The sequence below is a fragment of the Asanoa sp. NPDC049573 genome, assembly GCF_040676615.1.
Taxonomy (GTDB): domain Bacteria; phylum Actinomycetota; class Actinomycetes; order Mycobacteriales; family Micromonosporaceae; genus Asanoa.
This window is the reverse complement of the sequence record NZ_JBFAPI010000034.1, coordinates 1-24,170: the sequence shown is the minus strand read 5'-3', so window position 1 is coordinate 24,170 and position 24,170 is coordinate 1. Positions and strand designations below refer to the sequence as shown.

Below are 24,170 nucleotides of genomic sequence, written 5' to 3'. Positions count from 1 at the left end.
AGCATGACCGATTGCGAAGTACCATCAGTCTCTGATGGCTGATGTACGCGACCCGGCGCACCGATCCGGCTGCCCGATCAACCTCGCGGTCGAGGTGCTGGGCGACCGGTGGTCGCTCGTCGTGTTGCGGGACGTGATGTTCGGCAACCGGCACTACTTCCGGGAGCTGCTGACCGGCTCGCAGGAGGGGATCGCCTCCAACATCCTCGCCGACCGGCTGCGGCGGCTGGTGGCTCGCGGCCTGCTGTGGCGGACGGACGACGCGAGCCACCGGCAGAAGATCCGCTACAGCCTGACGGAGGCAGGGGTCCAACTCGTGCCGGTGATGGCGGCGCTTGGCACCTGGGGGCGGCGGCACATGCCGGCGAGCCACGAACTCTCGGTGCGCGCCGAGCTGCTGGAGCGGGGTGGCCCCGAACTGTGGGACCGGTTCATGGACGAGCTGCGCGAGCAGCACCTGGGCATCGCGCGGCCGCCGGGCACGCCGTCGGTCTTCGCCGAACTGCAGGCCGCGTACGAGGCAGCGGTGGAGTCTTCTGCGATCTCGTAGGCTCGCTCGCGACTCTGCCGTCGGACCTGACCTCCGTGTTCCTCGACGAGGTCGACAACGGTCCCCCGGGCGGTCCGCGGGAATGCTGTCGGCGCGGGCGATGGTCTCGACCCGGCGCACGCCGTGCCGGCGCCCACCGCGAGCAGCCCAGCCGGGCGCAGCTGAACCTGACGGCCGGGCCGCGTGGGGGCGCCGTGGACGATGGTGACCTTGCGGCTGCGGGTGGGGCCGATCGGCCCTACCCAGGGTGGGATGCGCTGACGTTGGCTGGAAGTTGTCCGAGCGCCCACCGCCGGCCGTGTTCACGGGGGTGATCTGATGCGACACACCATTGCCGTCGGTGTCGACGGCTCCGAGGAAAGCTTGGGTGCCGCGCGCTACGCCGGTGCGATGGCGCAACGCCGCCGAGCGTCGCTCACCCTCACGCACGGCCTGCTGTATTCGGCGGGGTATGGATCGCTAGGCTTCGCGGCCTTCGCGCCGGCGCTGCCAACCGAATCGAGGGACGACGCCCAAGCATTGCTGGACGCGACGGTCGCCGCCCTCCGGGCGGACTACCCGGACCTCGATATCGACACCGTGCAGGTCGCGCAGAGCGGCCAGATGGCGTTGATCGAGCTGTCGCGCACGGCCGACGCGGTCGTGGTCGGACATCGCGGCCTCGGCGGCTTCCCAGAGTTGCTGCTCGGATCGGTAAGTGCCCAAGTTGTCGCGTACGCCCATTGCCCGGTGGTCGTGTTCCGGCCCGGTGAAACGACTGCCCCGGACGCGCCGATCGTCGTCGGGGTGGACGGCTCGCCGGAGTCCGCGGCTGCGATGGCGTTCGCATTTGACGAAGCTGCCGGGCAGCACGTCGCGTTGGAGGCCCTCCACGTCTACCCCGACACCGGTGAGGGTTCACTGGCCGCCGAGGCGTTTCTTGACGCCGCACTTGCGCCATGGCTAGCTGAGTACCCTCAGGCGAAGGTTCGCCGAGAGGTCCGGCCCGTGCTGTTCCTCGAGGACACGGCACTTAGATTCCGCCTCGGCCCAGCCGATAACGCCGAGAGCGTCTTTGTCGACGCCTCTCGCCACGCGGCCCTGGTTGTCGTTGGATCCCGTGGCCGCGGCGAACTGAGCGGGCTCCTGCTCGGCTCAGTGAGCCAGGCCCTGGTGCACTGCGCCCACAGTCCGGTCGCGGTCATCCACAGCCGCGGGACAGCGTTGGGTGCGGGGTCCTCAGCGCGGAGGGGAGTGACCAGAATTGCCTGACCGGGTCGCAGCGCCGTCGGCACCAGCGCAGCGATGGCCCGCGCGGGTCCGGGTCGCGCGCGCCAGCCTGTTGTTCGGCCTGTCGGTTCTGCTTCTGCTTGCTGGTGTCGCGGTGTTCTTCCTCGGTGCGCCTGGGCCTGGCACCGCTCTGTGGACCACGGCGACGGTCATCGGACTGGCGTACTCCACTGTGTCGATCGGCGCGGCGGTGCGCCGTCGGCAGCCGTCGGTGGACGTGATCGCTTGGCTGGCGCTGCTGGGCGCGCTGCTGGTCGGGGAGCCCGTGGCCGGTGCGGTGATCGCGGTCATGTTGTTCACCGGTGGTGTGCTTGAGGCCCGTGCGTCGGCACGAGCCCGCCGCGAGTTGAGTTTGCTGGCCGCTCGCGCGCCCCGCACTGCCCGCCGCCAAGGTCCAGAGGGCATGCGGGAAGTCCCGGTCGATCAGGTGGCGGTCGGTGACCGGCTGCTGGTGGGTGCGGGGGAGATCGTGCCGGTTGATGGGCGCCTGATCGACGCTGGGGTGTTCGACGAGTCAGCGTTGTCCGGCGAGGCCAACCCAGTCGACCGGGTGGCCGGCGATGATGTGCGCAGCGGCGTTGTCAATGCCGGCTCGTCCGTAACAATGATCGCGATCCAGAGCGCCGCGAAGTCGACTTATGCCGGCGTCGTGCGACTGGTCGAGCAGGCTCAGGCCGACAGCGCGCCGTTCGTGCGGTTGGCTGACCGGTTTGCCCTCGGGTTCGTGCCGCTGACCCTGGTGGTGGCCGGGCTGGCGTGGGCGGTCACCGGCGACCCCGTCCGGGCCGTCGCGGTCCTCGTGGTCGCCACGCCGTGCCCCCTGCTGTTGGCCGCCCCCATCGCGATTATGTCCGGCCTGTCCCGGGCTGCCCGGCACGGCGTCATCCTCAAAGGCGGCGCCGCCCTCGAACGCCTTGCGGCGGGCCGGGTCCTGCTGTTCGACAAGACCGGAACCCTGACGAGCGGTCGCCCCGCCCTCACCGGCATCGTCACCGCCGGCAGGCTGGCAGCGGACGATGTCCTTCGGCTCGCCGCCTGCATCGATCAGGTGTCGGCGCACGTGCTCGCGGCAACCATCGTCACAGCCGCCCGCGAGCGTCACCTTGACCTCGACACGCCAATGGAGGTGCGAGAACGGCACGGCTACGGCATCGAGGGATTCGCCGACGGCCACGCGGTTCGGCTGGGCAAGGCCGCGTGGATCGTCGACGGACCTACTCCCGGCTGGGTGCGTCGCGCCCGCCGCCGCGCCGCCCTCGATGGCTCTCTGACGGTGTTCGTCGCCATCGACGGCCAACCCGCTGGGGTGATTTTGCTGACCGATCCGCTTCGACCGGATGCGCCCCGCATGTTGCGGGCCTTGCGCCAGGCCGGCATCCGCCGTGCGGCGCTGGTCACCGGCGACCGCGGCGACATCGCCGAGACCATCGGTCGGATCGTAGGCGTCGATGCCGTCTACGCAGACCGGGACCCGGCCGAGAAGCTGGCCATTGTGCGCGCCGAACAACGGACCAGCCCGACGATCATGGTGGGTGACGGCATCAACGACGCCCCAGCACTCGCGGCCGCCGGCGCCGGAGTGGCATTGGGCGCCCGCGGATCTACCGCGTCGACCGAAGCAGCCGACGTGGTGCTCACCGCCGACCGGGTCGACGGGCTCGCCGACGCGATCCTCATCGCCCGCCGCAGCCACCACATCGCCCGCCGAGCCGCAGCCGTCGGCATGGCGATGTCCTTGGCGGCCATGATCCTGGCAGCCGCAGGACTGCTGTCGCCGACCGCCGGCGCCATCCTCCAGGAGGGCATCGATGTCGCGGCGATCGCGATCGCGCTGACGGCTCTGCTGCCCAGCCGCACGCTCACCGTGACGCTGCCGCAGGCCGATCTGAGCCAGACCCGGCAGCTGTACGCGCAGCATCTGGCGATCCGGCCGCTGGTCGAGCAGGTCCGCGTGGTCGCCGACGACCTCGGCGGCCCGCGGGCCGACGTGGCATCCGCGCGAGCTCTGACAGATCAACTGGAATCCGATCTGCTGCCTCATGAGCAGTCCGAAGAGCAGCAACTGTTGCCGATCCTCGAACGCGCCTTGGGTCCGGACCCGATCGCATCCCTGAGCCGCACCCATGCCGAGATCGAGCACCAGGTACGCCGCATACGCCGCGCCTGCGATGATCTCGGCGAGCAACCCGATCCGGACGAGATCACCGACCTGCGCGGCGCGCTCTACGGCCTGTACGCGATCCTGCGCCTGCACAACGCGCAAGAAGAAGAGAACGCGTTCAGCCTCATGCCCGCCAAGGCTCACCCGCCCCCGACCTAGGGCCGGCCTTCTGACTGCGTCGAGCGCGTTGGGGGTGGCCCTTCGATTGCCTTCCGGTGTCGACCGTGACCGGCGTGCCCTCGGTAATGTGCGTACGGGCTTCGGTCGCGGTCACCGTTCCCGAACTGACCGGGGCGGCCGCGCCGGCCGGTCCACGCTGGCGGGTCCGTGCGGCGACCGCGATCCGTACCCCCGACTGAATCGTCTGGACGACGCACAGCGCGGTGTCCGCGGCGCGGCCCGGCGCGGCAGGAGCTTGGGAGAAGGGTCGTGATCATCCGCGGCTCAGTGGACGGCTGCTTGGCTCAGTGACCGCTTCATTGCTCCACAACCCCACGTGCCCCGTCGCTGTGGTTCCGCCCCGATGCTGCCTGGGTCAACGGCGGCCACTACGGCCGATCGGCCCTACATGGCCTAGCGGCCGGCGAGCTTTGCTTGAAGGACAGGGCGCCGGTGCAGCCGCTCAACTTGACTCTGCTCGGCTCAGCCAGTGCCCTGAGAGGAGGACTCCGTGATGTTCGGACCTCAAGTCTTCGAAGACCGGGCAGACGCCGGCAGGCAGCTCGCTTCGAGGCTGTCCTATCTGTTTGGCCGTGACGTCGTGGTGTTGGGCCTCCCGCGTGGGGGTGTGCCGGTGGCTTTTCGGATCGCCGAACTGCTGCGCGCGCCGCTGGACGTGATCGTCGTCCGGAAGCTGGGCGTTCCCACGCAGCCGGAACTGGCCATGGGTGCGATCGGCGAAGGTGGGGTACGCGTCCTCAACCCGGATGTGATCCGCCATGCGCGCGTCGACACCGAAGAAATGACGAAGGTCGAAGTGGCTGAGCGCGCGGCCCTGGCGAGGCGGGCGCACCAGCTCCGCGGGGAACGGCCCGCTGTGGGCCTGACCGGACGTACCGCCATCATCGTCGATGACGGGATCGCGACCGGCGCTACCGCGCGGGCCGCCTGCAAGGTCGCCCGCGCCCGCGGCGCCGGTCGGGTCATCCTCGCTGTCCCGGTGGCAGCGGCCGATGTCGTCGTGGAGCTGAGCCGCGACGCCGACGACGTGGTCTGCGTCCGTGCGCCGGACGTCGTGTCCTCCGTCGGCCAGTGGTATCAAGACTTCTCTCCCACAGCGGACGACGAGGTCCGTGATCTTCTGCTCCGCGCCGCCGAACGGACGCCTACCGAGCGGTGGGCTTCGGCCAACTCCCCTGCCGGCCGCGACGAGGAGGTGACGGTTCAGCTCTCCACAGTGGAACTGCCCGGGCATCTGACGCTGCCCGGGGGAGCGGCCGGCCTCGTGGTGTTCGTCCACGGCAGCGGCAGCAGCCGCCGCAGTCCACGCAACCGGTACGTCGCTTCGATCCTCGACGACGCGGGCCTGGGAACCCTGCTGTTCGACCTGCTCACTCCCGAGGAGGCCAACACACGGGCCAACGTGTTCGACATCCCGCTGCTCGCCGGTCGGCTCACCGGCGTCACCGCCTGGGTCCGCGATCAGCCCTGGGGCCGTGACCTGAGCATCGGCTACTTCGGCGCGAGTACCGGAGCCGGGGCCGCGCTGCTGGCGGCGACCGAGCCCCACGCCGACGTGGCCGCCATCGTCTCCCGGGGCGGCCGTCCCGACCTGGCAGGGCCACGGTTGGTTGACGTCTCGGTGCCCACCCTGCTCATCGTTGGTGCCTTGGACACGCAGGTCCTCGCTCTCAACCGGGCCGCACAAGCCCAGTTGGGAGGCGTCAACGACATCGTCGTCGTACCGGGCGCCACGCATCTCTTCGAAGAGCCCGGCACCCTCACCGCCGCCGCGCATGCGGCCAGGGACTGGTTCACCAGCCACCTGTACCACTTGGCGAACGGGGTGTTGACCGGCCATTAGCTACAGCTTCCCCGCGACCGCGACCGCGGCCGGCGCTCCGCACTAGGACCACATCGGCGGCCTGCTGGTTGCGAAGCGGGAGGGTAGGGTCCTGCTGATGGCCGCACCGCCCCCATCGTCAGCTGGTCCACGGCGGGCAGGAGCGTTGCCCAAAACGCCACCATTGACGCCCGAACCGCCGACCGGCTCGACGCCAATGCGGCGCGGGCGACTCGCCGCCGGGCTCGTCGTCGCCCTTGCCTGCCACGTACCCGCAACTGGCCTGTGGCTCTTTTCCTTCTACATGTTCATCTACCACGCGAGTCCAGACTCACTATTCATGGTTGGCTATCTCGTCGTCCTCCTTCAACTGGCGCTGTTCGCCGGTTGTGTCCTGACGGGTGGTTGGCTGGTCTTCCATGGTGATCGCAGCCTCGGCCTGGGTCTGCTCATCGGTTGGACCGCGGGCATCATCACGCTCGTGGTGGGCACGATCCTGATCTTGTATTCGGCGCCGACCGATACGGCAGCAGCACTGGGTGCCATCCACGGGCTCGCGTAGTCGCACGTCATCGCCCGCGTTCGGGGTGTCGTGGTGCGCAATGGACGGCGAACGCGCTGATCCCGTGTTCCCACGCGGCGTCGAGGTCGGCGTCGGCCGGGAAGGCCGTGTGCGAAGCCCCAGATGGCACGGGCGTCTGCGACGTTGCCGCCGGTGACCTCCAGCAAATGGTCCGGCTGCGGCGTGCCCCCGTGGCGTACCACGGGCTCGGTCACCCCTTCAAAAGGCTGACCACATATGGCAGGACGCGACTGTTCCACTCCGTGACAGGGACCCCGCCGATGACGGTCTCCGCGGCCCCGGGTGCCTTGCTGCCCAACACGCGGATCACGCCGTCGTTGACGTCGGTGCCGGTCACCTGGGCCCATGGCACCTGCTTGCCGAACAGGCCGCCCTTCTTCACGCCCTGGGGGCTCAGTATCACCTTGCCACCGGCGGGACCGATCGACACCGTCTCGTTGGCCCGGACAGCCGCCACGATGCTGTCGCCGAGGTGCGGGATCGCAATGGTTTCGATGCGGTCGACGAGTTGGAGCCACGACTGCCGGTACGCCTCGAGGTTCTCGTCCCGGTGGTTGGTGGTCAAGATGAACATCCGCGTGCGTTTGTCCTGCTTAAATTGGATCTTGAAGTCGGTCCCTTGGTAGGCGCCGTTGAGGTGACGCCGTACCGCGTCGTAGCTGACCGCCTTCAATGCCGTGAGGTCGTAGGTGTCGTCGCCGTCAATCGTCATCGTGTTCCCGGAGGCGACCAGTGTGTGCTTGCCGCCCCGCACGTGAATGTCATCGCTCATGCCCACCGCCTCGTGCCGTCGCGAAAGGTCAGGTTCTCGTCGTCCTAGCCTGAGATTTCACAACAGCGTTGTCGCCTGTGTTGTCCAGAACGCGACGCCAACCCGCCGGCGTTCGCTAGTCGAGGTCCCGCGGTGCCGGCGCCGCGCCCCTGCGCTTCCAGGAGCTCAGCGACTCTCCGACCTGCGAGCCGCGCCGGCCGCGCTGACCATCGCACCCTGGCGCCAGGTGGGGTGGGTCGGGCGCCACCCCAGTTCGCGCTTGGCCTTGGCGTTGGACGCGCCCCGTAGCTCGGTCATCAGCACCACGCCGGCCTCTCCGGCGGCCAGCCGGCCGACGAACCGCGGCACCCGCATCGGCTTCTTGGCGCCGAGCATCGCCGCGAGTTCCGGGAGCCATTCGGCGACTGGTGCCGGATCGTCGTCGACGATGTTGTAGACGCCGCGGCCGCCAGCCTCCACGGCGGCGACGGTGGCCTGCGCGGCGTCGGCGATGTGGACGAACGACCACACCCCGCCGCCGGCGCCGACGATCGGGAACCGACCTTTGCGGATCATCTCGAACTGCGCCGAGCCGGGCGCCATGGAGGTGCCGGGCCCGTAGAAGGCGCCGTAGCGCAAGACGATCCCTTCGGTCCAGGCGGCCCCGAGCACGGCCGTCTCCAGGTGCCGGACCGCGGCGATCATCGAGCCCATCTGGCGTACCGGCGCGGGGTCCAGGGGATCCTGTTCGTCCTTGACCGGCCCGCCGGTGCGGGCGTACGTGAAAGCGCCGTTGCTCTGCGCGACGAACCGCCGCACTCCCGCGGCGCGGGCGGCCGCGAGCAGGTTGTCGGTGCCCTCGATCCGCAGCCGATCCGTGGCGGCGAAGCTGCGTTCGAAATTGCGGGTGTCGATGTGCGCGATGGCGGTCAGCTGGTGCACGACCACCTCGGGTGCCGCCTCGCGTACCGCGGCCTCGACCTGGGCCCGGTCCAGCGCGTCCGCGACGACCGGGACCGCGCCCAGCCGGGCCACCGTGTCCCTCTTGGCTTCGCTGCGGATCATGGCGAACACCTCATGGCCCGCCTCGACCAGCCGCGGCACCAGTTCCGTGCCCAGCGCTCCGGTCGCTCCTGCTACCAGCACTCGCATTGTCGGCTCCCTTGCTCTCCGGTTTGGTGTCGCTTCCTGAACCGGATGGCCGGCCGATCCCTGACAGGGGTCGTGGGTGGGCCGCGTCACATCACGAGCAGGGGCGCTCCGTGGTCGGCACGGGCCCATTGCGCGGTCGCGCGTTCGAGCTTGTCGGGGTTCGCCTGGGTGCGGCAGGCGGTGATGCCCTCGGCGGTGACCTCCAGGCACATGACGGCGACGACGCGGCCGGCTACGACGGCCACGACGGCGGGTTCGCCGTTCGCGCTCCAGGCGTAGATCTCGGGCGGCCCGCCGACGGCGGCGCGCTTTCCCTCGGCGGGCGTGAACATGGCCGCGACGAACTTGGCGACCGCCAGGGCGCCCTCGAACGGCCTGGTGCGCGCCGGCACCTTCCCTCCGCCGTCACCGAGGGCGACGGCGTCCTTGGTGAGCAGGCGCACGAGCTCGTCGGTCTGGCCGCTGGCGGCCGCCGCGAGGAACTCCTCGACGATCCGCCGGGCGGCCGCCTGGTCGACGGCGGGACGGGCCTGCGCGTACGCGAGGTGCTTCTTGGCCCGGTGGAAGACCTGTTGGCTGGCGGCCTCGCTGATCTCGAGGATCTCGGCGATCTCCCGGTGCGGGTAGTCGAAGGCCTCCCGCAGCACGTAAACCGCCCGTTCGTCGGGCGACAGGCGCTCCATGAGCGTGAGGACGGCGTACGAGACGGCTTCACGCTGTTCGACGGTGTCGGCCGGGCCGAGCATCGGGTCGCCGCCGAGCAGCGGCTCGGGCAGCCACTGGCCCACGTAGGTCTCGCGCCGCGCCCGGGCGGAGGTCAGCTGGTTGAGGCACAGGTTGGTGAGGACCTTGGTCAGCCAGGCCTCGGGCACCTCGATGCGGTCGACGTCGGCGGCGTGCCAGCGCAGGAACGTCTCCTGCACGACGTCCTGAGCCTCGTCAACGGAGCCGAGCAGCCGGTACGCGATGGCCTGCAACCGGGGCCTGGCCAGCTCGAACCGCTCGACGTGATCCACGGACAAAGACAATCACATCGCGCGGCGCCGGGCTCCATCCGACCACGGTTCTACGGGACGCGGGACTCCCAGCGGTTCGGCCGCCGGAAGTCCCGCCGCGTGAGCGTCGATCGGTGCCGATTTACGGTTCGTGGACCTTCAGACGGCCGGCGTAGCGGGCCAGCAGCGCGTCGTTGTGCGCGTCGCCACCCTCGATGTTGGCCGACAGGTAGACCGGCGGGTCGATGCCACGCGCGATCAGCGCCTGACAGATCTCCGCGGTCAGCAGCTGCGCGACCAGCACGCTGGTCATCGTCGACGTCGGCACGATCCGCGCGCCGCCGGGCAGTTCGAGGGCGGCGTCGCCGGGTACGCCGCAGTTGTCGATCACGACGTCGGCGACCTCGAACAGGCGGGCGCCCGACGGGTGCCGGGAGGCCATCGAGGAACTGTGCGCGACGGAGGTGACCGCGACCACCGGGTTGCCGTTGGCGCGGGCGACAGTGGCCATCTCGACCACGGCGCCGTTGATGCCCGAGTTCGACGCGATGAACAGCACGTCCTGCGGGCGTACGTCGTGCAGCGCCCAGACCCGGTGCGCGAGCGCGGGATCGCGTTCGCAGTGCGGGTCTAGGATCTCGACCGGGTCCACACCGCCGTACATCACAAGGTCCTTGATGGACAGTGCGTTGGCGGCCACGAGGCCGCCGGCGCGACCGGCGACCTCCATGACGAACGAGCGTGAGTGGCCGGTGCCGAAGACCTGGACGATGCCGTCGCCGGCGAGCGCCTCGGTACACAGCAGCGCGGCCTTGCTGATCGCCGGCCCTTGGGTGGCGACCACGCGGTTCATCGCCTCCTGCAGGGCACCGAGGGCGGTTGGGTTGGTCACGGACGATCCTTCCGATTGGCCAGGGCGAGCGCTGCCGCCTGGTCGAGCACAATTTCGGCGCTGCCGGCGACGACCGGTGAGCGCAGCACCTCGTAATCCGCGCGCCGGTAGGCCGCATGGATGGGCAGGTACCCGAGGTAGCCGTTGGTGTATCCGATGAGGACGGTCGGGTGGTCGGCCGCCCGGTCGAGGCGTTCGCCGAGCGCGAGGTAGGGCTCCGCACCGAGCGCGACCAGCGAGACCGGGCCGATCCGGACCGCCGACACGACACAGGCCGGATCGACGGCAGGGGCCGGCGACTCCGCTGCCAGCCGTGCCGCCTGCAGCGCCGTCCACGCGGTGCGCCGGGCGACCGGACCGGCCGCGCGTGCGAGCCGGGACTCCAACTCGCCGATCAGCGCCGGCGACGCCGGCGGCGGCTTGGCCTCGAGCGGGACTCGCAGCCTGCGCTCGCCGATGGCGGCCTGCGCGGTCACCAGCGCCCGGGCAGGTCGCCGCAGGCCGCGGACGACGGTCTCGGCCACGATCGTGCCGAGCCGATCGCACTCCGCCGGCGTCTGCGCGAGCCGGTGCGCCCGCGTGCTGACGTCGCCGGCCGCGCCGGTGGCGACGACCACCCAGGCGCCCGGCTCGATGTCGCTCCACGCACGCCGGGTAGCGCCGGTCAGGTCGGCACTCACACACAGGTTGTCGGCGCCGAGCACGGTCGGGTGGACGGGCAGCACGACGACGGCCCCGAGCAACGCCCCCGACCGGTCGGTGAAGCTGAGCGTGTCGACGGGCACGGTGCGCCGCGGTCGGGCGCCCGACCGCTGCCCGCCGACGCCGGTCAGCCGGCACCGCCGCAGTTCCAGCAGCGCGTCACGTTCGGCCGAGACGGCGGCCGCCATCGCACGCGTGGCGGCTTCCGTGACCGCCTTGCGCCATGGCGCCGGCGTGATGGGAGCTGACGGCAGGCAACTGGTCTCGGGACCGGCGTGCGTGTGCGACGCCGACACCCAGACGACGGCATCCGGCATGGTCGCGGCGACCTCGGTCGCGAGATCCTCGTGGACGTACGGCAGGTCGGCGACGACCCAGACGAACCGGGTACCGCCGCTCTCGATCGACACCGCGGCGACCGTGAGCGCGTCGAGCGTGCCCGTCGACGGGCCGGCACGGCCCGCGTACCCGCCGAGCGGTGTGCCGACCGGGACGTCCAGCGGCACGGCCGCGTGACCAGCCTTCATGCCGCGGCCCGCCGGAAACGAGCGGTGATCGCCGACGGGTTGGTGATCGCGGTGCCCACCACCACCGCGTGCGCGCCGGCGTCGAACGCCGCGCGGGCCTCGTCCGGCGTCCAGATCCGGCCTTCGGCGACGATCGGCACGGCGATCGCGGCCGCGAGCCGGGCGACCAGCTCGAGGTCGGGGCCGTTCGGCACGGCCTGGCCCGTGTAGCCGGACAGCGTGGTCGCGACCAGGTCGGCACCCGCGTCCGCCGCGGCCAGCCCAGCCTCGTAGTCGTCCACGTCCGCCATCACCGGCACGCCGTACCGCTGGTGGATGGCGTCGATCTGCGCGGACAGCGATGTGCCGTCGGGCCGGGCCCGGCGCGTGCCGTCGATGGCGACGAGGTCGGCGCCGGCGTCGATCACCGCGCCGGCGGCGGCTGCGGAGGGCGTGATGAACACGCCGTCGCGGTCGCCGAGCTTGTTGATGCCGATGATGGGTACGTCGACGACGGCGCGGATGGCGGCGACGTCGGCGACGCCGTTGGCGCGGATGCCCTGTGCGCCGCCGCGCAGCGCCTCCCGGGCCATCCGGGCCATGGCGTCGGGGCCGTGCAGGGCGCTGTCGGGTTGTGCCTGGCAGGACACGATCAATGCGCGGGACGGGAACGGAATGTGCATCAGGATCCTCGGTAGACGTGCAGGTGGTCCTGGTACGGGCCACAGTGGTCGAGCCGTGCGAGGCGGCGCGCCCCGTCGAGGGCGCCGCCGGCCGGCGGTACGGGCAGGGCGCGCGGGCATCCGGCGGCCAGCGCCTCGTGGAACGCGTCGACGAGCGGGCCTCCGGCGGCAACCAACCGGCCGACGAGTGCCACCGGCACCCTGTTTGTCCCGGCGACGAAGGCGACGGCGCTCGCCGCGGTGTGCGCGAGCTCGCCGGCCGCCGACCGGACGATGTGGACCGATACGGGGTCGCCGGCGGCGGCGGTCGCGACCACGTCCGGCGCGAACCGGGCGATGTCGTCGACCATCCGCGGCGAGGTGTAGATCCGTTCGGTCAGCTGTCGGACGGGACCGTAGCGGGCCTGTGCGACCGCGTCGAGCGCGGTTGCCGGGCCCCGCCCGTCGTGCGCCCGCAGCACGGCCGCGACGCCGGCGCGGCCGATCGCGAACGCGCTGCCGTCGTCGCCGAGCAGGTGGCCCCAGCCGTCGAGCCGGCGGATCGTCCGGGCGGCCGGGTCGACGGCCAGGCAGCCGACGCCGGTGCCGACGGTCAGCGCGACGCCGTACGCCTCGGGCAGCGCGCCCGCGTGCGCGGTCACGTTGTCCGCGCCGAGCACGACCTCCCGCGCTCGCAGCACGCGCGCGACGCCGGCCGAGAGCGCGTCGCGCCGGTTGGCGCTGGTCGGCAGTCCGGTCAGCCCGAGCACGACCCGTTCGACGCGGCCGGCCGCGCCCGCGGACCCCCACGCCTGCTCGACCGCGTCGATGGTGGCGGTGATCGGGTCACCTGCGTGGTAGCTGAATCCGGACGCCTCGTGCACCCGGTCGTCGCCGACGATGGCGAGTCGCAGCCGCGACTGTCCACCGTCGACACCGACGCGCAGGCCGCTCATCGCAGCCCCGCGCTCATCGCCACGCCCTCGACGAACCGCTTCTGCAGGCTCAGGAACAGCGCGATCGTCGGCAGCAGCGCGAGCACCGCGGCGGCCATCATCATCGGCACGCTGCTCGCGCCGAGGTTGTTGGCCTGCATCGCGGCGAGGCCGACCGGCAGCGTCCGGTGCTCGTCGTCGGAGGCGACCAGCAGCGGCCAGAGGTGACTGTCCCAGTTCATCAGGAAGATGAACAGCGCCAGCGCCGCGATCGGACCGCGGACCAGCGGGCCGATGATGGTGACGAGAGTGCGCACGACGCCGGCGCCGTCCAGCCGCGCGGCCTCGAGCAGTTCGTCGGGGACGGAGTCGATGCTCTGGCGCATCAGGAAGATGCCGAAGGCGCTCGTGCCGGCCGGGATGATCAGGCCGGCGAAGCTGTTGACCCAGCCGAGGTCGAATACGAGCGCGTACAGCGGGACGTAGATGACCTCGAGTGGCACCATCAGCGTCGCGAGCACGATCACGAACGCGGCGTTGCGGCCGGGGTACGAGAACTTCGAGAAGCTGTACCCGGCCAGCGTGCAGGTGACGATGTTGAGCAGCGTGACCGTGACGCCGACGACCACGCTGTTGAGGTAGTAGCGGCTGAACGCGGCCTTCGTGAACGGCCGTGCGAAGTTGTGCCACTCGAAGCTGCTCGGCCACCAGTGCAGCGGCACCGCGAGCACCTCACCGCCGGGCTTGAGCGCGGAGAGGAAGGCGTACGCGAGCACCGCCGCGAACATGACGCCGCCGGCCGCGACGACCAGCTGGACGCCGACGCGGGCGGTGCGGCGCACCGGTGTGGTCTTCATGAGTCCTCCCGGCGGAACACCCGCAGCTGCACCATGGTCACGGCGATCAGCAGCGCGAACATGAGGACGGCGACCGCGCTGGCGCGGCCCATGCGGGCACTCTCGAACGCGGTCTTGTAGACGAACTGGTTGACCACCTCGGTGCCGAACGCACCGTTGGTGAGCACGACCTGCGGGCTGAACGACTGGAAGCCGCGGATGACCGCGATGATCGTGCAGATCGCGGTGATGGGCTTGAGGAGCGGGAACGTGACGCGCCAGAAGCGTTGCCAGGCGTTGGCGCCGTCGACCAGCGCGGCCTCGTGGACCTCGGCCGGCAGCCGGGCGAGCCCGGCCAGGAAGAGGATCAGGAAGAAGCCGGTCTCCTTCCAGACGCCCATGATGACCAGCGCCCACCGGGCGCTCGACGAGCTGCTCAGCCAGGTCACGTCGAGCCCGAGCGTCTGGTTGAGCAGGCCGTCGGGGTGCAGGACAAGCCGCCAGACCACGGAGATCGCCACCCAACTGGTCGCGACCGGCAGGAAGTAGAGCAACCGCACCCAACCGAGGCCGGCGGTCATGCGGCGCAGCACGATCGCGAGCAGCAGCGCTAGGACGAGCGCGGGCACGTACGTGCCGACCGTGTAGAAGATCGAGTTCAGCACCGTCTCGCGGAATCGCGGGTCGGTGGCCAGGAACCGGAAGTTGTCCAGCCCGACGAACTCCGGCGGCGAGGTGAGGCTGTAGTCGAACAGGCTCAGGTAGAACACCCGCAGCCCGGGATAGATGGCGAACAGCGCGAACAGCACCAGCGCGGGCACCGAGAGCAGCGCGCCGAGCAGGTCGCGGCCGTGGACCCTCCGGCGCCGGCGGTGGCCGGCGCCGGAGGGGCGCTCACCGGCGGGGGAACCTGTGGTCGCGGGTGGGGATGCTTGGGAGGGGGCGGTCACGGCTAACCGATGCTCCGCTGTACGGCCTCGTTCGCCTCACGCAGCGCCTCGTCGACCGGCTTGCCGTCGAAGACCGCCGCGTCGACCGCGCTGCGGATGGTGTCCTGCACCTCGGCCCAGTGCGGCCCGACCTGGTCGTACTTGCCGGTGCTGTAGGACTGCGCGATCACGTCGATGAACGGCAGGGCCTTGGCCGGCGCGCTGGTCTCCCAGCCCTTGACCGGCTGGACGAAGCTGACGTCGGTCAGCCACCGCTCCTTCTGGCTGGCGAGGTAGGAGATGAACTTCCACGCCTCGGTCTTCTGCTTGCTGGCGTTGTTGACCGCCCAGAAGTATCCGTAGACACGGTTGACCGGTGTCGAGGTCGCGGTGGGCTGGGGGAGCGGCACGACGGCCAGGTTCTTGTAGGTGTCGGGGTTCGACTCCTTGATCTGGTCCATCGACCACGGGTAGACGATCGCCATCGACTGGGTGCCGCTGGCCAGGTCCTGGTACGGCACGGTCGCGTCGCGCGAGGAGGTCTTCGGGTCGGAGATCCCCGAGGTGCGGGCCAACTCGACCCACAGGCGCAGCGCCTCCTTGGTGCCTTCGGACTCCAGCGTCGCCGTCTTGCCGTCGGCGGAGACGATCGAGCCGCCCGTCTGGTTGGTCAGCGTCTGGAACCACTGGCTGTACCAGCCGGAGTGCAGGTAGAGGAAGTTGAAGGCCTGCTTGTGACCGGCGGCGTTGAGCTTCTTGCCGTAGTCGATGACCTCCTGCCAGGTCTTCGGCGGCTTCGCCGGGTCGAGGCCGGCGTCCTTGAAGTGGGCGGTGTTGATGGCGAACGCGGTGCCGTTGAACTCGCTAGGCACGCCGTACAGCTTGCCCTCGGCGTCCTTGGCGCCGTCGAGCGTGCCCGGCACATAGTCGGCCTCGACCTCGTCGACCGACGACTTGCCGAACGCCTTCGGGTCGATCTCGGCAAGCAGCCGCTTGGGCAGGTACTCGCCGCGCAGAGCGTTGTCGTCCATGTTGATGACGTCGGGCCCGGCGCCGGTCGACAACGAGGTCAGCATCTTGGTGTTGAACTCGGTGTTGGGGATCGTCTGATACTCGATCTTGACGTTCGGGTTCTTGCTCTCGTACTCGGCGATCAGCTTCTTGTTCAGCTCGATCATCGGCGGGTGCGTGTGCGTCCAGAACGTGAGCGTCACGTTCCCGTCGCCGGCGCCGTCGTCGCCCCCGCCACAACCGACCGAGCCGGTCGCCACGACGGCGAATGCCGCCACAATCGCCATAAAACGTCTTCTATGCATGCGCGTTCTCACCGTGGTGCCTCCATGAAAGGGTGCGCTACCGCTGGGGTTCGAGAGGTCGGTTTGCTTTCGTCGGCTTCAGCTCGACGGTGATCGTGTAGTAGTCGCCGCGATAGACGGACTCGCCGCACTCGACGATCCGGCCGTGCCGGTCCCGGACCAGCGTCCGGATGCGGAAGCACGGCTGCGTGTCGGAGATGCAGAGCAGTTCGGCGGTACGGGCGTCCGGCAGCGCCGGCTCCACCTGCGCGGTGCCGGAGATGATGTCGATGCCGTAGCGCTCTTCCATCAGCGCGTACCAGGAGCCGTCGAGGTCTTCGGCGCCCAGGTCCGGGAACAACCGGGCCGGGACGATGTTGGTCTCGACGGCTATCGGTTCATCGTCGCCGAACCGTAGCCGGATGAACCGGATCACCGGGTCGCCCTCGGGTATCCGCAACTGGCGTGCGACCTGGGTGGTCGCCCGCATCCGGCGGATGTCCAGCGTCCGGCTGCTGGCCTTGACGCCGCGGCGGGTCATCTCCTCGGTGAACGACGCGATCGTCAGGTGCCGTGGCACCCGCGGCCGGCTCGTGTAGGTGCCCTGGCGTTCATGACGCTCCAGCAGACCGTCGAGCACCAGCCCGTCGATCGCCTTGCGGAGGGTCATCCGCGCCACCGACCAGCGCTGCGCGAGCTCGCGCTCGGCGGGTATCCGCGCCCCGACCGAAAGCGAGTCGATCAGGTGCAGCAGGCGGGCCCGGGCTTCGGACGCACGGTCGGAGCCGTCCAGCACCATCGCGCTCACCTCCCACACCGACGCCGGTCGCATTTTCGCGAGCCGATCTCTGTTCGCGTGGGTGGGACGCTAGTGCCGCCGGACGCCGCTGGGCTAGACCATGAACGGAATTCGACTAGACCAGGCGATGATCTAGCCGGACAAAAGCGCAGGTGAGATGCCGTTCCACCCGCACCGCACGGCCCCCGTGGTCCACCAGCGGCCGCGAGGCTCTCGCGTAGCTGGATGGTGACGTCGAGGGCCGTGGTGGGACCGTGGTCCTGCTGGTGCCACGGCTGGGGCTTCGTCGAGACACCGCCTGAGCTCGCTCGACAGCCGTACGCGGTGACCACGTTGGCGTTGCTCGGCGCCGAGCGGTTGCCGGCGGTGTCCACGGCCCGCGCCGTGACCGTCTGCTCTCCAGGCCGGGTTCTGATGTGCGGGCCTCAAGTCACGCGCGTCCCTTCCTTCTGAGAACTGAGCATTCGATCTTGGCGCGCCGCCGTGTCCGGGCGTGAGGGCGATTCGTGGCTGCCGTGTACCTTCTGCTCGTGAGCGCCCTTCAGGAGACGCAGCCGCCGCTGACTCATCCTGTGTCGCGCCGGCATCCGATCGACCTCCTCGGCCGCGCTCTGATGCGTGTCTCCAGCCGGCGCTTCCCGCGAGACTCGGTCAGCTGGCTGATCGGCCCGAGCGCCGGGCGCGACATCGTCGGGCACGAGTGGGTGGAACGAACGGCCACCGATCTCGGCGGCTCGCTGAGCACGGGTCCCGATCACGGACTGCTGACCTCATTCGCCGCGCTCGCCGGCGAGGGTTTCGATCCCGCCGACGTAGACCCGCGGATCGCGGACTTCTACGAGCGCGCCTCCCGGTGGCACCTGGATCTATGGTCGGAGTGGTCCACCGCTGCTTGGCCATTCGGCCGGATTGTCACGGCCCTGCTCAGCGAACGGCTGCAGCAGGCCTGTTTGCCGATGCGGCCGCTCGATGCGTCGTTTGGGATGACCAGCAAGGTGGTTCACGTCCATGACGCGCACGGCGAGGTCGTCGGCGCGGCTTGGCTTCGCAACATGCGCAAGACCGGCCACGTGACCTACAGCGGGCTTTATGGCGTCAGGACCCTTCCCGGTCGCAGGCAGCCCAGCGTCCGCGTCGTGTTTCCCCTCCCGCTGGGCTCGTTGCAGGTCTTCCTCGAACCCTCCGCGGGCCCGGACGGCAGTTTCCATCTACACTCCCCGATCGAAGAGTTCGGCGGCAACGGCGCATATCTCGTGCTGGAGCGGTATGACGACACGCTCAGCGCACGACATCTCCCGCTGAACGAACACTTCCATCTGTACGTCGACGAGGACGGTGACGTGCGGGCCGACCACAGCCTCAAGTTCTGGAACATCCCCGCGGTTCGGCTGCACTATCGGATGCGGCGTCAGGCCTGAAATAGTCGCAGCCGGCACCCGAGCCGCAGGCTGTCCGCTAGGCCGCCCCACGCGTACGCGTTGCCATTCGAAGCCTCGAACTTTTGCGTTGGAGAGTGAGGGCCTGAACCAGGGCACGTCGGCCAATACCGTGATCCTCGACCTGCCGACCGCCAGTTGCCTGATGGGCGGAGCGGCGTACGACGTCGCGGTCGGTCTGCTGGGTTCAGGGTTGCTTGACCAGAACGGCGCGGGTGTACAGCAGGTCGAAGCCGCGGCGCTGCACGTTGTGCTGAGAGGTGGAGCCGGGCTGGGTGGTGACCACGGCGATGTCGCAGCCGGCTGCCGCTGCGTCGGCGACCCGCGCCGACAGCAGCGCGGTTTGGATTCCCCGGCGGCGGTATGCGGGTAGGGTCGCCGCACCGAACTGTGCGACACCCTCGGCCATGCGCATGCTGGCGGCCCCGGCGACGGCACCGTCGAGCAGTGCGAGATAGCAGATGGCGCCAGGCACGGACACAAGATCACGTTCGGCCTGCTCGAGAGCCCCGCGCGGGAACTGTTCATGTTGGGGCAGTCCCTCGGCATCCGGGTGCATGACGGCTTCCACCACGACGGCAAGCCAGGTGTCGAGCTCGTCGTCGCCGATATGTCGTACCTGCACCCCGGGTGGCATGTCCCGCTCGGGTTCACCGGTCAGGGTGCGGCCGAGCACGTTCTCGAACGAGACGAGCCGGTAGTCCCGTTCGGTCAGCAGGACACCGATCGCGGGATCGGCGAGGTTGGCCAGCTCGACTTGTACCGGGGCGTTGTGGGCGGCGAACGCGCGTTCCACCTCGTCGAGGGCGTCCGCACTCGGCACGCCGGTGAAGCCCAGCCCGGCGACCTTGTTGAACGGCGAGTCCTGTTCGGCATAGCTGGCCACTCCGCCGGCGAAAGGGATCACGAAGCCCCGACCCGCCTCGCGAGTCCCGGCGGCTTGGCTGGCCCCGGCGATCAGTTGCGCCTCGGCCCGTTCGATGCGCTCGGCCAGCGCGATATCGCAGAACAGCGGGAGCCGATCGTTCTTCATCGGCCAGGCCGCTGCGATGTGTCGACCTGATAGTCCAACCAGACCCGGTCACGCAGCGCGATGCCGTCGATGGTCAGTCCCGCTGGATAGCCAGTCGCTGCGGTGAAGGCGTGCCGTTCGACCGAGCGCATCCGAAAGCCCTGCCTCTGATAGAAACGAAGATTCCCGATATCGGCGCTGGCGGTAGCGACCTCTAGCGTCGAGCCCCCGTCGTCGCTGAGCAGATCGATGGCCGCCCGCACCAACCGCGCGCCGACGCGGCGGCCTTGCCAACTTTCCCGCACCGCCATGTTCTTGATCTCCACCACCCCAGGGCGGTCGCCGTCGACCATCTGGAGATGACCGATCACCTCGTCGCCCAGCACGGCGACCAGGACGCAACCGGCGTCCAGGTACGAGCCGAGCTGGGCAGGCGAATCCTCGGCCAGCTCGAACAATGGCCGCAGGTTCTCCCGGGAACCGTTGTACGGCTCGATCCGCACACCGTCAGCGGGCATTTCGATGGAGGGGTCGGGCCGACCCGAGAGGACGCCGTCCATACCGCAACGGTACGCAGGGCGTCCGGCTAAGACGAACGGTCGGCCGCGGACGTAGCAGCTTCGTAAGGATGCCGGCCCGGTCGGCTCTGTTCCTCAACGGCCCTCAGGAAAGGTGCGCTCGTCGCGCAACCTGTACCTAACGAACGATCTCGGGGGGATCCATTTCGAACTGCTCACCGTGGCTGCGGTTGTCGGTAGAGCGGACGAGTTGGATCCAGCCCATCCTGAGGTACCGCCGACATCCTCAACGCTGCCAGACGTTCTGTTTCGCTGCCGTGTCATGCCGCCGCGGGCTTGAGCTGGGCTGTGTGCCGTTGGCGCGCGGCTTTCAACGCCTCAGCGGCGTCTTCGTAAATGTGACCGGCGAGTTGGTCGAGGACGCCAAGAGCATCGAGGGGCCGGTGGTGGGTCACGTCCAGACCGGATAGGTACACCGTGATGCCGCGGCGATGGAGCCCTGCAATCGCCTCGCGCAGGATCTGCGCCCCGGAGGCGTCGATCGCGCTGACACGTGACATGCGGATCAGGACACTGCCCGCTTCGTCCACGGCGCTTAGCTGCTTCTCCAGGCTGTGTGCGCCCGCCCAGAAGAGCGGCCCGACCGGTCGCAACACCACGAGCCCCTCTGGTCCGGCCTCGGCCATCCTTTCAACGTGCACTGCCTTGATGACCTTTCTCAGTGTCAAGATCACCGCCACACCGAGACCGGCGAGTACGGCGGTGACCAAGTCGAACGCGAGAGTCGCCGAGGCCGTCAACACGAGCACCGCAGCATCGGACCGGCTGGCTCGGAACAACCGGGACAGCACGGCCAGGTGAACCATGCGGACCGCAGTGGCGAACAGGACACCGGCGAGTGCGGCGATCGGGATGAGCGATACGAGCGGCGCGATCGCGAGGACGATGGCCGCCAGGATGACCGCGTGGCTGAGCGCGGCCAGTCGGGTGGTTGCCCCCGCCTTGACAGAGACAGCGGTACGGGCGATCGCCGCCGTTGCTGGCAGCCCGCCGAACAACGGTGCCACCAGGTTCGCGATGCCCTGGCCGAACAGCTCTTTGTCCGGGTCGTGTCGCTCGACGGCGGCAGGATGTGCAGCGGCGCGCATCGAGTCCGCGATGCTGGCACACAACAACGACTCCAACGCCGCTAACGCGGCCACGGCGATGGCCGCCGTCGCCAGATGGCGTATCGCGCCGACATCGAGGAATGCCAACGTGGGCGCGGGCAACCCCGCCGGGAGCGCACCGATCCGATCGATGGGCAGGTGCAGCAGCGACGCGAACAGCGTCGTGACGGCTACGGCGACAAGCGAGAACGGGACCCTAGGGCGCCAAGCCAACCCGACCAGGACCATTACCGCGACCCCGCCGGCTACTAGCATTTCGGTCCAATGTGGAGTTGACGCGAACTGTCGCACCGCGCTCATCGCGGTCGGCACAACTCCGTCCCCATGAGCGGTGATTCCGAGCGCGCCAGGAACCTGCTGGATGAAGATCACCGCTGCGATGCCGACGGTGAACCCCTCGACGACCGGCACCGGCACCAACCGCGCGTACTGTCCGGCGCGGGCGAGGGCCAGGACAATGAGCAAGACTCCGGCCAGCAGCCCGACGGTCAGGACGCCAGAAGTCCCGTACTGGGCAACAATCGGCACCAGCACGACAGTCATCGCCCCAGTCGGTCCGCTGACCTGCAGGTTCGACCCGCCGAACACGGCCGCCAAGGCGCCGGCGACGACCGCGGTCACAAGCCCGGCCGACGCGCCAAGCCCCGACGCCACCCCGAACCCGAGAGCCAGCGGCAATGCGACGACCGCGACGGTAAGACCGGCGGTCAGGTTGGCTCCCTTGTCGCGTCCCATCGCCGTCAAGTCCGTCCAACGTGGATGGACGCCGCGAACGGCGGCTCGCGTACGGCGGAGCAAGGCCAATGCTGACGTCATACGGCGACGGGCTCGTCACCGGTCGGCTGGCGCAACGCGTCGAGCAGCGAAGACTGTCCCTTGATCATCTCAGTCAGAATTCGGCGGGCCGCTCGCATCAAATCAGCCACGTCGGGTCCTGCGAGGGCGTACACGACAGCCGTTCCGTCCCGGGTCGATACGACGATGCCCGCCCGACGGAGTACACCGAGCTGATGGGACAGGTTCGACGGCTCAACAGCGATCTCATCGAGCAGCTCCCGCACCTGGCGCGGTCCATCGCCGAGAAGCTCGAGAACGCGGATGCGGACCGGATGCCCGAGAATCCTGAAGAACTCGGCCTTCCGTTCGTAAAGAGGCGGCTGCATATTCGCAATTGAAGAAGTCGACAACTCTGCAACCAACAGCGGGGGTCAGGAATATGTCCCAGGTCACAGCACCATCCCGCGAGTAGCCAACAAGGGGCCCTCGGACCTACCACGGCCCGAGGGGTGTGAGCTGGCGCGGCTCGCTGGGCAAGCGCCATGACGCGGTCACGATCACCAGGTCCGCGGTGATCGAATCCCGTTCCCATGCTTGGCGCGACCCACCGTCGCTCTCCACCCGCCGGCAATGACCGAATTCTTCTCCCGCACAGGTTGCCGGCGCGAGCTACCCGGACGAGTGAACGCAGCCTCGGGTAACCGCTGGCTAGTCCGCCGTCCGGGGACAACCCGATTGCAACTCCCGGGCGGACAAGGCTGGTTCCTTGAGGGCTACGCGCAAGGCGGTGGGGGTGTGGCCGAGGTGGGCGTGGACGGTTCGGGTGAGGTGAGCCTGGTCGGCGAAGCCCAGGTCGGCGGCCAGACGGCCCAGGTGGGGATCGCCCGCTTCGATGCGTTGCATCGCGTGTCCTACTCTGACTCGGTTGCGAAACCGGGTCAGCGATACGCCCAGCTCCCGCGGGAAGGCCCGGCTGAGCCGGTACGGAGACACGCCCAGGTGGTGGGCCAGCGGTACCAGTCCGGTGGCGGCGGGGTGGCCGGCTGTGATCGCCTCCCGAGCCGCCGCCACGTACTCCCGATCGACCGTCGCTGTCCCGACGGGCGGTCCGAACGCGTTGGCCAGCAGGACGAGCAGTCGCTCGACCAGGGCGTAGTCCATGTCGGCGGCACGGGTCGCGGTGAGCACCTGGCGGTGCGCCAGATCCAGCCGCGCATCGACATAGAAGGTCGACGTGGTGATACCGCTCCACAGTTGTGGGGTCAGGGTCAGCCAGGTGCTTTCGTCGCCGCCGCACGGATGGGCGAACTGCTCCTCCGCGCCGGGTGTGGTGGTGTACCCCACGGTGGGGTCAATCTCGGTGACCGCTCCGCGGGTGAGTCGACGAAACCGGCCGCTGCGGACGAGAACGACTCCGTGCCGGTCACGTAGTTCGGCCTTGGACCAGCCGGTGTGGTCGTCGTGGCAGGTTACCGCCGAGATCGCGAACGCCGGCTGGCGGACGAGGCTGACTGCGGTGAGCATGCTGCGGACGTTACCCCGAGGGGTTCGATCGGATCCGCAAGGATCTTCAAGACGTTGTGTCGGGCGCCTGCCAGGCTGGGTGGATGGCATCCGTACGTAGAGAGATCCTGATCGAGGCCAGGCCTGAGGACGTCTGGGCGGCCGTCGCCGACTTCGGCGCCCCGCACCGGCGACTGGTCCCCGGGTTCGTGGTCGAGTGCCGCCTCGACGGCGACGATCGTATCGTCACGTTCTTCAACGGTGCGGTGGCGCGGGAGGCGTTCGTCGACCATGACGAACAGCAGCGCCGGTTGGTCTGGTCGGTTACCGAAAGCGCACTCGGGCTCACCCATCACAACGCCTCTGCGCAGGTGTTCACCGAAGCAGGCGGCGCCACGCGGTTCGTTTGGATCGCCGACGTATTGCCGCACGAGGCGGCCACACCGGTTGGCCAGATGATGGACCGGGGGATCGAGGTCCTGAAGGACACACTGGAGCATCGTGCGCGTTAGGCGCGGCCCCCCGCGATCGCACAACTGCGCCAGACTTGAGGGATGGTTGTCCAGCTGAATCACACCATCGTGCGGGTCCGCGACAAGCGGCAGTCGGCGACGTTCGTCGCCGAGATCCTGGGGCTGGCTGAGCCCAAGCCGTTCGGCCCGTTCCTGGTCGTACAGGTCGCCAACGAGGTTTCACTCGACTTCGCCGACGACCACGGGCCGGTCCACCCGCAGCA

General features: G+C 69.5%; 24 protein-coding genes and 2 pseudogenes. 10 read left to right on the top strand and 16 right to left on the bottom strand.

Annotation, left to right across the window (positions count from 1 at the left end; genetic code table 11):
• Positions 1-34: 34 nt before the first annotated feature.
• The 7 genes and pseudogenes from AB0J74_RS37255 to AB0J74_RS37225 all read left to right on the top strand — a co-directional run bounded on the left by AB0J74_RS37255 (position 35) and on the right by AB0J74_RS37225 (position 6,544).
• On the top strand, positions 35-550 hold the full coding sequence (locus AB0J74_RS37255) for a helix-turn-helix domain-containing protein (protein ID WP_363457472.1): 516 nt from the start codon (positions 35-37) through the stop codon (positions 548-550).
• Positions 551-868: 318 nt separating this feature from the next.
• Positions 869-1,801 (top strand): universal stress protein, encoded by a 933-nt coding sequence (locus AB0J74_RS37250; protein ID WP_363457469.1) that lies wholly within the window; start codon positions 869-871, stop codon positions 1,799-1,801.
• Positions 1,794-4,139, top strand: coding sequence for a heavy metal translocating P-type ATPase (locus AB0J74_RS37245; RefSeq protein ID WP_363457466.1), 2,346 nt, complete (start codon positions 1,794-1,796; stop codon positions 4,137-4,139). Before AB0J74_RS37250 ends, AB0J74_RS37245 begins: the two co-directional genes overlap by 8 nt.
• 74 nt (positions 4,140-4,213) lie before the next feature.
• Positions 4,214-4,339 carry a hypothetical protein gene (locus tag AB0J74_RS37240; RefSeq protein ID WP_363457464.1) on the top strand — a complete coding sequence of 42 codons (126 nt, stop codon included), beginning with the start codon at positions 4,214-4,216 and terminating at the stop codon, positions 4,337-4,339.
• A 24-nt stretch (positions 4,340-4,363) separates the two neighbouring features.
• Entirely contained in the window at positions 4,364-4,654 is a 291-nt protein-coding gene (locus AB0J74_RS37235) for a universal stress protein (protein WP_363457461.1), read from the top strand.
• Positions 4,654-5,271: pseudogene (locus AB0J74_RS37230) on the top strand (phosphoribosyltransferase family protein); the annotation flags it as partial. The gene AB0J74_RS37235 and the pseudogene AB0J74_RS37230, both read left to right, overlap by 1 nt.
• An 829-nt stretch (positions 5,272-6,100) precedes the next feature.
• On the top strand, positions 6,101-6,544 hold the full coding sequence (locus AB0J74_RS37225; protein WP_363457458.1) for a hypothetical protein: 444 nt from the start codon (positions 6,101-6,103) through the stop codon (positions 6,542-6,544).
• Positions 6,545-6,755: 211 nt separating this feature from the next.
• Here the strand turns inward: AB0J74_RS37225 and AB0J74_RS37220 are convergent, their stop codons facing one another.
• The 11 genes from AB0J74_RS37220 to AB0J74_RS37170 form a co-directional block, all read right to left on the bottom strand.
• Entirely contained in the window at positions 6,756-7,343 is a 588-nt protein-coding gene (locus tag AB0J74_RS37220) for a hypothetical protein (protein WP_363457455.1), read from the bottom strand.
• Positions 7,344-7,502: 159 nt separating this feature from the next.
• Positions 7,503-8,468, bottom strand: coding sequence for an NAD(P)-dependent oxidoreductase (locus AB0J74_RS37215; protein WP_363457452.1), 966 nt, complete (start codon positions 8,466-8,468; stop codon positions 7,503-7,505).
• A gap of 86 nt (positions 8,469-8,554) precedes the next feature.
• On the bottom strand, positions 8,555-9,490 hold the full coding sequence (locus tag AB0J74_RS37210) for an RNA polymerase sigma-70 factor (protein ID WP_363457450.1): 936 nt from the start codon (positions 9,488-9,490) through the stop codon (positions 8,555-8,557).
• Between the two features lie 115 nt (positions 9,491-9,605).
• Positions 9,606-10,355, bottom strand: coding sequence for an SIS domain-containing protein (locus AB0J74_RS37205; RefSeq protein WP_363457447.1), 750 nt, complete (start codon positions 10,353-10,355; stop codon positions 9,606-9,608).
• Positions 10,352-11,584 carry a hypothetical protein gene (locus AB0J74_RS37200; RefSeq protein WP_363457444.1) on the bottom strand — a complete coding sequence of 411 codons (1,233 nt, stop codon included), beginning with the start codon at positions 11,582-11,584 and terminating at the stop codon, positions 10,352-10,354. Before AB0J74_RS37200 ends, AB0J74_RS37205 begins: the two co-directional genes overlap by 4 nt.
• Entirely contained in the window at positions 11,581-12,246 is a 666-nt protein-coding gene (locus tag AB0J74_RS37195) for a putative N-acetylmannosamine-6-phosphate 2-epimerase (RefSeq protein ID WP_363457441.1), read from the bottom strand. Before AB0J74_RS37195 ends, AB0J74_RS37200 begins: the two co-directional genes overlap by 4 nt.
• Positions 12,246-13,181 carry a BadF/BadG/BcrA/BcrD ATPase family protein gene (locus tag AB0J74_RS37190; protein ID WP_363457438.1) on the bottom strand — a complete coding sequence of 312 codons (936 nt, stop codon included), beginning with the start codon at positions 13,179-13,181 and terminating at the stop codon, positions 12,246-12,248. The genes AB0J74_RS37195 and AB0J74_RS37190 overlap by 1 nt, the downstream gene beginning before the upstream one ends.
• Entirely contained in the window at positions 13,178-14,017 is an 840-nt protein-coding gene (locus tag AB0J74_RS37185; RefSeq protein WP_363457435.1) for a carbohydrate ABC transporter permease, read from the bottom strand. The genes AB0J74_RS37190 and AB0J74_RS37185 overlap by 4 nt, the downstream gene beginning before the upstream one ends.
• A complete protein-coding gene (locus AB0J74_RS37180) occupies positions 14,014-14,946 on the bottom strand; it encodes a sugar ABC transporter permease (RefSeq protein ID WP_363457432.1) in 933 nt (310 codons plus the stop codon). The genes AB0J74_RS37185 and AB0J74_RS37180 overlap by 4 nt, the downstream gene beginning before the upstream one ends.
• A gap of 2 nt (positions 14,947-14,948) precedes the next feature.
• Positions 14,949-16,223 (bottom strand): extracellular solute-binding protein, encoded by a 1,275-nt coding sequence (locus AB0J74_RS37175; protein ID WP_363457429.1) that lies wholly within the window; start codon positions 16,221-16,223, stop codon positions 14,949-14,951.
• A gap of 55 nt (positions 16,224-16,278) precedes the next feature.
• The gene (locus AB0J74_RS37170) at positions 16,279-17,052 is read right to left on the bottom strand and encodes a GntR family transcriptional regulator (RefSeq protein WP_363457426.1); all 774 of its coding nucleotides are present in this window, start codon (positions 17,050-17,052) and stop codon (positions 16,279-16,281) included.
• A gap of 497 nt (positions 17,053-17,549) precedes the next feature.
• Here AB0J74_RS37170 and AB0J74_RS37165 point away from each other — a divergent pair, with 497 nt between their 5' ends.
• On the top strand, positions 17,550-18,437 hold the full coding sequence (locus AB0J74_RS37165; RefSeq protein WP_363457424.1) for a hypothetical protein: 888 nt from the start codon (positions 17,550-17,552) through the stop codon (positions 18,435-18,437).
• A gap of 205 nt (positions 18,438-18,642) precedes the next feature.
• Here the strand turns inward: AB0J74_RS37165 and AB0J74_RS37160 are convergent, their stop codons facing one another.
• The 5 genes from AB0J74_RS37160 to AB0J74_RS37140 form a co-directional block, all read right to left on the bottom strand.
• Positions 18,643-19,488: a GNAT family N-acetyltransferase gene (locus AB0J74_RS37160; RefSeq protein WP_363457421.1), complete on the bottom strand. Its 846-nt coding sequence runs from the start codon at positions 19,486-19,488 to the stop codon at positions 18,643-18,645.
• Positions 19,485-20,027 (bottom strand): GNAT family N-acetyltransferase, encoded by a 543-nt coding sequence (locus tag AB0J74_RS37155; RefSeq protein ID WP_363457418.1) that lies wholly within the window; start codon positions 20,025-20,027, stop codon positions 19,485-19,487. The genes AB0J74_RS37160 and AB0J74_RS37155 overlap by 4 nt, the downstream gene beginning before the upstream one ends.
• A gap of 278 nt (positions 20,028-20,305) precedes the next feature.
• A complete protein-coding gene (locus AB0J74_RS37150) occupies positions 20,306-21,889 on the bottom strand; it encodes a SulP family inorganic anion transporter (protein ID WP_363457416.1) in 1,584 nt (527 codons plus the stop codon).
• A 77-nt stretch (positions 21,890-21,966) separates the two neighbouring features.
• Positions 21,967-22,317 (bottom strand): metalloregulator ArsR/SmtB family transcription factor, encoded by a 351-nt coding sequence (locus AB0J74_RS37145; protein ID WP_363457413.1) that lies wholly within the window; start codon positions 22,315-22,317, stop codon positions 21,967-21,969.
• 322 nt (positions 22,318-22,639) lie between these two features.
• Positions 22,640-23,455 (bottom strand): AraC family transcriptional regulator, encoded by an 816-nt coding sequence (locus AB0J74_RS37140; protein WP_363457410.1) that lies wholly within the window; start codon positions 23,453-23,455, stop codon positions 22,640-22,642.
• A gap of 83 nt (positions 23,456-23,538) precedes the next feature.
• On the opposite strand from AB0J74_RS37140, the gene AB0J74_RS37135 reads away from it, so the two are divergent.
• Both AB0J74_RS37135 and AB0J74_RS37130 read left to right on the top strand, forming a co-directional pair.
• The gene (locus tag AB0J74_RS37135) at positions 23,539-23,946 is read left to right on the top strand and encodes an SRPBCC family protein (protein WP_363457407.1); all 408 of its coding nucleotides are present in this window, start codon (positions 23,539-23,541) and stop codon (positions 23,944-23,946) included.
• Positions 23,947-23,988: 42 nt separating this feature from the next.
• Positions 23,989-24,170, top strand: a pseudogene (locus tag AB0J74_RS37130) (VOC family protein); the annotation flags it as partial.